The 7,500-nt window shown below is 65.6% G+C and carries 6 protein-coding genes; 1 reads left to right on the top strand and 5 read right to left on the bottom strand.

Features of this window, described 5'->3' with window-relative positions; genetic code table 11:
• The first annotated feature begins 10 nt into the window (after positions 1-10).
• On the top strand, positions 11-241 hold the full coding sequence (locus IRZ12_RS13825; RefSeq protein WP_296469472.1) for a DUF2061 domain-containing protein: 231 nt from the start codon (positions 11-13) through the stop codon (positions 239-241).
• Here IRZ12_RS13825 and aroA read toward each other — a convergent pair.
• The 5 genes from aroA to gyrA are packed head-to-tail and all read right to left on the bottom strand — an operon-like array spanning position 217 to position 7,325.
• Positions 217-1,548 carry a 3-phosphoshikimate 1-carboxyvinyltransferase gene (aroA, locus tag IRZ12_RS13820; RefSeq protein WP_296469470.1) on the bottom strand — a complete coding sequence of 444 codons (1,332 nt, stop codon included), beginning with the start codon at positions 1,546-1,548 and terminating at the stop codon, positions 217-219. The two genes, IRZ12_RS13825 and aroA, sit on opposite strands and share 25 nt — an antisense overlap.
• A 4-nt stretch (positions 1,549-1,552) precedes the next feature.
• Complete coding sequence (locus tag IRZ12_RS13815) at positions 1,553-2,473, bottom strand: prephenate dehydrogenase/arogenate dehydrogenase family protein (RefSeq protein WP_296469468.1); 921 nt, start codon at positions 2,471-2,473, stop codon at positions 1,553-1,555.
• A gap of 14 nt (positions 2,474-2,487) precedes the next feature.
• Positions 2,488-3,567, bottom strand: a complete 1,080-nt coding sequence (gene pheA, locus IRZ12_RS13810) for a prephenate dehydratase (protein WP_296469466.1) — start codon at positions 3,565-3,567, stop codon at positions 2,488-2,490.
• Positions 3,560-4,690, bottom strand: coding sequence for a 3-phosphoserine/phosphohydroxythreonine transaminase (serC, locus tag IRZ12_RS13805; protein WP_296469464.1), 1,131 nt, complete (start codon positions 4,688-4,690; stop codon positions 3,560-3,562). The genes pheA and serC overlap by 8 nt, the downstream gene beginning before the upstream one ends.
• A gap of 10 nt (positions 4,691-4,700) precedes the next feature.
• Positions 4,701-7,325 (bottom strand): DNA gyrase subunit A, encoded by a 2,625-nt coding sequence (gene gyrA, locus IRZ12_RS13800; protein ID WP_296469462.1) that lies wholly within the window; start codon positions 7,323-7,325, stop codon positions 4,701-4,703.
• Positions 7,326-7,500 lie beyond the last annotated feature (175 nt).

The following is a 7,500-nucleotide window of genomic DNA, read 5'->3' as shown; positions in this document are numbered from 1 at the left end:
GAACGCGGCAATGGCCAAGACCCTGGCTTTCGGCGGCCTGCACCTCGTCACCTCCTTCAGCGTGGCCTACATTATCACCGGCAGCGTCGCCATCAGCGGCGCGGTGACCTTTGTCGAACCCGCGGTCAATACGGTCGCGCATTTTTTCTTCGACAAATTCTGGGAGCGACGCCACGCCTCCCCCACCTCCGTGCCGACGCCCGCGGCCGGTCAAGCTCAGGCCTCCACCAATCCGGCGTAGACGTCGAAATAGGTCGGAAAAGTCTTGCTGACGCAACCCGGGTCCAAGATGCGGACGGCAACCGGCCCGAACGCGGCCAGCGAGAAGCACATGGCCATCCGGTGGTCGTCCCAGGTACCGATCTCGGCAGGCCGCCACGACGCGGGCGGCGTGACCGTCAGGCTGTCCGGCGTGGACTGCACCGTCGCGCCGAGCTTGGAGAGCTCGGTCTCCATGGCATGGATGCGGTCGGTTTCCTTGACGCGCCAGCTGGCGATGTTGCGCAGCCTGCAAGGCCCGTCCGCATAAAGGGCGAGCACCGCGGCCGTCATGGCAGCATCGGGAATCAAATTGAAATCGGCATCGAACGCTTTCAAGCGCCCGCCTTCGGCGACCTTGACACCCCGCGTCTCGATCCAATCGGCGCCCATCTCGACCTGCGCCCCCATCGCCTCCAGCGTGTGGGCGAACGCTACGTCTCCCTGGATGCTGTCCCGGCCTACGCCCGTCACCCGCACCGGCCCGCCCCCGATGGCGCCCAACGCCAAGAAATAGGAAGCGGAAGAGGCATCCCCCTCCACCAGCATCTGCCCGGGCGATCGGTAAACCGCGGAGGCAGGGACGACGAACCTTTGCCACCCGTCCCGCTCGACCGTCACGCCGAAACGCCGCATCAGGTTCAGGGTCATGTCCACATAAGGCTTGGAGATGAGTTCGCCCTCGACCTGGATGACGAAATCCCGGCCTGCGCTACGGGTCGCCAACGGGGCGGCCAGCAGCAGCGCCGTCAGGAACTGGCTCGAAACCGAACCATTGACTTTGACCGGACGCGACAGATTCAGCTCGCCCCAGCCTATCGAAAGCGGCGGATACCCTTCCTTTCCCTGGTAGGCCACGCAAGCGCCCAGCATGCGCAGCGCATCGACCAGGTCGCCGATCGGGCGCTCGTGCATGCGCGGCACGCCGTGCAGCAGGTAATGCCCGCCCATCATCGCCAAAGCCGCCGTCAGCGGACGGATCGCCGTTCCGGCGTTACCCATGAAGAGGTCGGCACGCCCCACGTGAAAACGTCCGCATCCTTCGACCAGCACCTCATCGGGGCGCTCGCCTTGGGTAATGTTCACCCCCAGCGTGCGCAGCGCCGCCAACATGACCCGCGTGTCGTCCGAATCGAGGAGGCCCGTGACCCGGGTCCTCCCTTCGGCCAGCGCCGCCAACAGCAATACCCGGTTGGAAATACTCTTGGAACCGGGCAGGCTCACCGTGCCCCGCGCGTTGCGGACAGGGGCCAAGTCAAGGTAAGGCGTTGGGTGGGAAGCGTCGGTCATGCACTCATTCCGTCATGTCTTGAGATTCGGGCTGGGCGGCCCGCCACGAGCGCCTCGCCTCGGACACATCGCGCAGCATGGCCTCGAGGGCCGCGCCGTCGTTGCGGAGCATCGCGGCCTCGAACTCGTCCAGCGCCCGCCGCACGGCGGCGGTCTCCCGGATCATCGCATCGCGGTTCGCGAGGAAAATGTCGCGCCACATGGCAGGCGACCCGCCCGCGATGCGTGTGAAATCGCGGAACCCGCTTCCCGCCAGGTCCAGCCGCAGCGCCGCATCGGATGCGGCCAGCACTTGCGCCATGTACGCGAAGGCCAGCAAGTGCGGAACGTGGCTGACCGAGGCCAGCACGGTGTCGTGTTCATCGGCCGACATGATACGCACCAGCGCGCCGCAGTACCCCCAGGCCTGCTCGACCAGCGCAACGGCCGGGCGCGGATTCTCGGGCAAGGGGGTGAGGATCACCGTCCGGCCATCATATAGCTCGGGGAACGCTGCCGAGGGGCCGCTACGCTCGCTGCCAGCGATAGGATGACCGGGCACGAATTGGCCGATGCGGCTGCCGAGTGACGCGCGGGCCGCGCGAATCACGTCCATCTTGGTACTGCCCGCATCGGTCACGACGGTTCGTTCGCCCAGATGCGGCGCGAGCGCATCCAGCGTCGCACCGGTGGCGCCCACCGGCACCGCCAAGAAGACGAGATCGGCCCGCGCGGCCTGCTCAATCGAAACCGCGCGGTCCACGAGGCCGAGTTTGAGCGCGTCGTCGAGCGAAGATTCGTGCCGGCCGACGCCCCAGACTTCGCCGACCTGGCCGGCGCGCCGCAGCGCGGCGGCGAAGGAGCCACCGATCAACCCGACTCCAACCACCGCCAGCACCGGCAACAAGGGCGAGGGGCTACGGTCTCCCGGTACGGCCGGCGACATGGATGCCACCCTGCTCAAGGCGACACGGGGTATGACCCGAGCACCTTGAAAAAGGCCACCCGAGCCTGCAGCGCATCCAGCGCCTTGGCGACGTGGGGATCTTGGCGGTGCCCCTCGATGTCGACGTAAAAGTAGTATTCCCACTGCCCGGTACGGGCGGGCCGCGATTCGAAGCGCGTCATCGAAACGCCGTTCTCGGCGAGCGGCGCCAGCATCCGATAGACGGCCCCCGCCTCATTGGGCACGGCCAAGATCAGGCTGGTCTTGTCGCGGCCGGACGGCGACGTCTCCTGGTGGCCAATGGCAAGAAAGCGCGTGCGGTTGTGCGGATCATCCTGGATGCCGGCCGCGACGATCTGGAGCCCCCAGCGCTTGGCCGCCTGCTCGCTCGCGATGGCGGCAACGGTCGGATCCTCGGACGCGAGGCGGGCAGCCTCCGCGTTGCTGGCGGCCGAGGCGCGGGCCAGGCCCGGATGATGGTCGGATAGCCAGCCCTGGCACTGCGCCAGCGACTGCGGATGGGACCGGATGACGGTCACGCCGTCCAAGGTGCCGCTACGGGTCATGAGGCACTGCACGACCGGCACTGAGCGCTCGCCGATGACCTTCACCGGCGAAGTGAGCAGCAGGTCCAGCGTCCGGTTGACGGCGCCTTCGTTGGAGTTTTCCAGCGGCACGATGCCGAAATCGGCGCGGCGGGTTTCGACCGAGCGGAAGACCTCGTCGATCGTGCCGCATGCAATGGGCTCGATCGCATGGCCGAAGTGCGCCAGCATGGCCTGCTCGGAATACGTGCCCTGGGGGCCGAGGTAGGCCACCCGCGCCGGCTGTTCCAGCGCCCGGCAGGCCGACATGATCTCGCCCCAAATGGCCGACAAGGCCTCGCCCGGCAGCGGACCGCGGTTCAGCTCCTGCAGCCGCCGGATGACCTGCGCTTCGCGCTCGGGCCTGAAAACGACGCCGGCATGGTGCTCCTTCGCCCGTCCGACTTCCTGCGCCGTGCGGGCGCGCTCGGACAACAGGTCCAGGATCTGCGCATCGATGGCGTCGATACGCTCGCGGAGCGGCGCCAACTTCTTTTGCAGATCATCCATGGGTGCGCTCGAACTCCTTCATGAACTCGACCAGGGCGCGCACGCCCTCGATGGGCATGGCGTTGTAAATGGAAGCGCGCATGCCGCCCACGCTCTTGTGCCCCTTGAGTTGCAGCAGGCGCGCCTCTTCGGCGGCCTTCAGGAAAGGAGCGTTCAGCGCGTCGTCGTGCAACATGAACGGCACGTTCATGCGCGACCGCACCGGCCGGTGCACCGTGTTGCGATAGAAGTCCGTGCCGTCCAGGTAGTCGTAGAGCAGCTTGGCCTTGGCCACATTGAGCTTTTCCATCTCGGCCACGCCGCCCTGCTCCTTGAGCCACTTGAACACCAGCCCGGCGATGTAGATCGCATACGTCGGCGGCGTATTGAACCGCGAGCGTTCTTTCGCGACGATCGCGTAATCGAATGCCGAGGGACAGATGGGCAGCGCATGGCCCAGCAGGTCCTTGCGGACGATGACGATGGTCAACCCGGCCGGGCCGATGTTCTTCTGCGCACCGGCATAGATGAGCCCCGCGCGGCGTACATCCATCGGCCGCGACAGGATGTGCGACGAGGCGTCCACGGTCAGGACGGCCTCGGGAGCCCCGAGCGCGGCGAGGTCGGGCCAATCCATGAACTCGACGCCGCCTATGGTCTCGTTGCTGCACAGGTGGACGTAGCTCGCCTGTGGGCGCACCCGCCAAGACGCCGGATCGGGCATGTAGGTCCACGGCCCCTGCTCCACGCCGTCCAGCACCGCCGGGCCTTCGGCGCTTGCCGCCATGGCCACATCGCCGTACCGAAGGGCTTCCTTGAAAGACTTCGTCGACCACGACCCGTTGACCACGTAGTCGGCCGCATGGGCTTGGCGACGCCCGATCAAGTTGAGCGGAACGATGGCGTTCTCGCCTATGCCTCCCCCTTGCAGGAAAAGGACGGCGTAATCGTCTGGAACCGACAGCAGCTCGCGCAAGTCGGCCTCGGCCTCGTCGCAAATCTGCTCGAACTGCTTGCCGCGATGGCTCATCTCCATCACGGACATCCCGCTGCCGCGCCAGTCCAGCATTTCGGCCGCAGCCTGCCGCAGTACGGGCTCGGGAAGAACGGCCGGACCGGCCGAGAAGTTATAGGGTCGAGTCATGGCTGCTGCCTCATTCAGCCTCATTGGAAGGCGGAGCTCCAGTGTCGGCGCCGTTCTCCTGCTCTTCGGTATCAGATTCCACCACGCGCTGGACGCCCGACAAACGGGTGCCTTCGTCGATGTTGATCAGCGTCACGCCTTGCGTCGCCCGCCCCATTTCGCGGATCTCGCTCACGCGGGTGCGCACCAGCACGCCGCCCGTGGTGATGAGCATGATTTCGTCGGTAGGATCGACCAGCACCGCCCCGACGACCTTGCCATTGCGCTCGGTCGTCTGGATGGCGATCATGCCCTTGGTTCCGCGGCCGTGGCGCGTGTATTCGCTGATCGGCGTGCGCTTGCCATAGCCGTTCTCGGTGGCGGTCAACACGCTTTGCGTCTCGTTCTCGGCCACCAGCAGCGCGATGACGCTGTGCGACTCTTCCAGCATCATCCCGCGCACCCCGCGCGCCGTGCGCCCCATGGGCCGCACGTCGTTTTCGTCGAAGCGCACCGCCTTGCCCGCATCCGAGAACAGCATCACGTCATGCTTGCCGTCGGTGAGCGAGGCGCCGATCAGGTAATCGCCCTCGTCCAGGTCGACGGCGATGATGCCGGCCTTGCGCGGATTGGAGAACTCCGACAACGGCGTCTTCTTCACCGTGCCTTTGGCGGTGGCCATGAAGACGTAGTGATCCTCGCTGTACGACTTGACGGTCAGCACCACGGTGATTTTCTCGCCCTCGGAAAGCGGGAACATGTTCACGATGGGCTTGCCGCGGGAATTGCGCGTGCCTTGCGGCACCTCCCAGACCTTGAGCCAGTAGACCCTGCCGCGGTTGCTGAAGCAAAGGATGGAATCGTGCGTGTTGGCGATGAAGAGCTGGTCGATCCAGTCGTCTTCCTTCGTCGCCGTCGCCTGCTTGCCGCGCCCGCCGCGCTTCTGCGCCCGGTATTCCGACAGCGGCTGGCTCTTGATGTAGCCAGCGTGCGACAGCGTGACCACCATGTCGGTGGGGGTGATCAGGTCTTCGGTCTCGAGCTCGGTCGCATTCAGCTCGATGTGCGAGCGGCGCGTGTCCTTGGCATCGGTGCCGAATTCCGCCTTCAACGCCGTCAGCTCGTCGGCAATGATGGCCGTGACGCGCTCGGGCTTGGCAAGAATGTCGAGCAGGTCGGCAATATTGGCCATGACATCCTTGTACTCGCCGACGATCTTGTCCTGCTCCAGGCCGGTCAGGCGCTGCAGCCGCATGTTCAGGATTTCCTGGGCCTGGACGTCGCTGAGGCGATAGAGCCCGTCGTCCTGCATGCCGTAATTCGCGGGCAGCCCGTCGGGGCGGTAGGCGTCGCGCCCTCCCGGCGTGTCGGCTGCGGCGCGGGTGAGCATTTCGCGCACGAGCGAGGAGTCCCACGAACGCGCCATCAGCTCCTGGCGGGCGATGGGAGGCGTCGGGGCAGCCTTGATGATGGCGATGAATTCGTCGATGTTGGCCAGCGCCACCGCGAGCCCTTCCAGCACGTGGCCGCGTTCGCGGGCCTTGCGTAACTGGAATACCGTGCGCCGGGTCACGACCTCGCGACGGTGCGACAGGAAATGCTCCACCATCTGCTTGAGGTTGAGCAGGCGGGGCTGGCCGTCGACCAATGCCACCAGGTTCATCCCGAAGGTGTCCTGGAGCTGCGTGTTCTTGTACAGGTTGTTGAGCACGACCTCGGGCACTTCGCCGCGCTTGAGCTCGATCACCACGCGCATGCCTTCCTTGTCGGACTCGTCGCGGATGTCGGAGATGCCCTCGATCTTCTTCTCGTTGACGAGCTCGGCGATGCGCTCGAGCAGCGAGCGCTTGTTCACCTGGTAGGGGATCTCGTCGATCACGATCGCCTGCCGCCCGCCCTTTTCGATGTCCTCGAAATGGGTCTTGGCGCGCATGACCACGCGGCCACGGCCGGTGCGATAACCTTCGCGAACCCCGGATATGCCGTAGATGATGCCGCCGGTGGGGAAATCGGGCGCGGGAATGATTTCGATCAGCTCGTCGACGGTGCAGGCCGGATTGCGCAGGCAATACAGGCAGCCGTCCACCACTTCCGCCAGGTTATGCGGAGGGATGTTGGTGGCCATGCCCACGGCAATGCCAGAGCTGCCGTTGACCAAAAGGTTGGGCAGGCGGGTCGGCAGCAGCAAGGGCTCTTTCTCGCTGCCATCGTAGTTGGGTCCGAAATCGACGGTTTCCTGGTCGATGTCGGCCAGCAGCTCATGGGCGATCTTGGACAGGCGGACCTCGGTATAGCGCATGGCCGCCGCGCCATCGCCGTCCACCGAGCCGAAGTTGCCCTGACCGTCCACCAGCATGTAGCGCAGCGAGAACGGCTGGGCCATGCGGACGATGGTGTCGTACACCGCCTGGTCACCGTGGGGGTGGTATTTACCGATGACGTCCCCGACGATGCGGGCCGACTTCTTGTAGGGTCGATTCCAGTCGTTGTTCAGTTCGTGCATCGCGTAGAGCACGCGCCGGTGCACGGGCTTCAGACCGTCCCGCACATCGGGAAGCGCGCGTCCCACGATTACGCTCATGGCGTAATCGAGGTAGCTGCGACGCATCTCTTCTTCGAGAGAGATCGGTAGTGTTTCCTTGGCGAAGGAATCCATGGGCAAGCTGCATCAAGAAGTGTTTTCGCGCCCCGTACCGCTGAGACCCGGTCGGCCGGCGGGCGGCGAATAACCGGACGGCAGCCTGGATCCCAGGGGGAAATTCCCCCGCGAACGAGCGTCGGACGAAGCTAAAGAGTTTAGCACCCGCCCCGACCCATGCTGTAATAAACGC

Source organism: Pigmentiphaga sp. (assembly GCF_019689535.1).
Lineage (GTDB): Bacteria > Pseudomonadota > Gammaproteobacteria > Burkholderiales > Burkholderiaceae_B > Pigmentiphaga.
This window is presented reverse-complemented; position numbering and strand designations above follow the sequence as displayed.

Excerpts from the sequence above, each read along its gene's own strand:
- IRZ12_RS13815 (WP_296469468.1), bottom strand. The coding sequence starts at position 2,473 with ATGTCGCCGGCCGTACCGGGAGACCGTAGCCCCTCGCCCTTGTTGCCG.
- serC (WP_296469464.1), bottom strand. The coding sequence starts at position 4,690 with ATGACTCGACCCTATAACTTCTCGGCCGGTCCGGCCGTTCTTCCCGAG.
- IRZ12_RS13825 (WP_296469472.1), top strand. The coding sequence starts at position 11 with ATGGCCAAGACCCTGGCTTTCGGCGGCCTGCACCTCGTCACCTCCTTC.
- pheA (WP_296469466.1), bottom strand. The coding sequence starts at position 3,567 with ATGGATGATCTGCAAAAGAAGTTGGCGCCGCTCCGCGAGCGTATCGAC.
- aroA (WP_296469470.1), bottom strand. The coding sequence starts at position 1,548 with ATGACCGACGCTTCCCACCCAACGCCTTACCTTGACTTGGCCCCTGTC.
- gyrA (WP_296469462.1), bottom strand. The coding sequence starts at position 7,325 with ATGGATTCCTTCGCCAAGGAAACACTACCGATCTCTCTCGAAGAAGAG.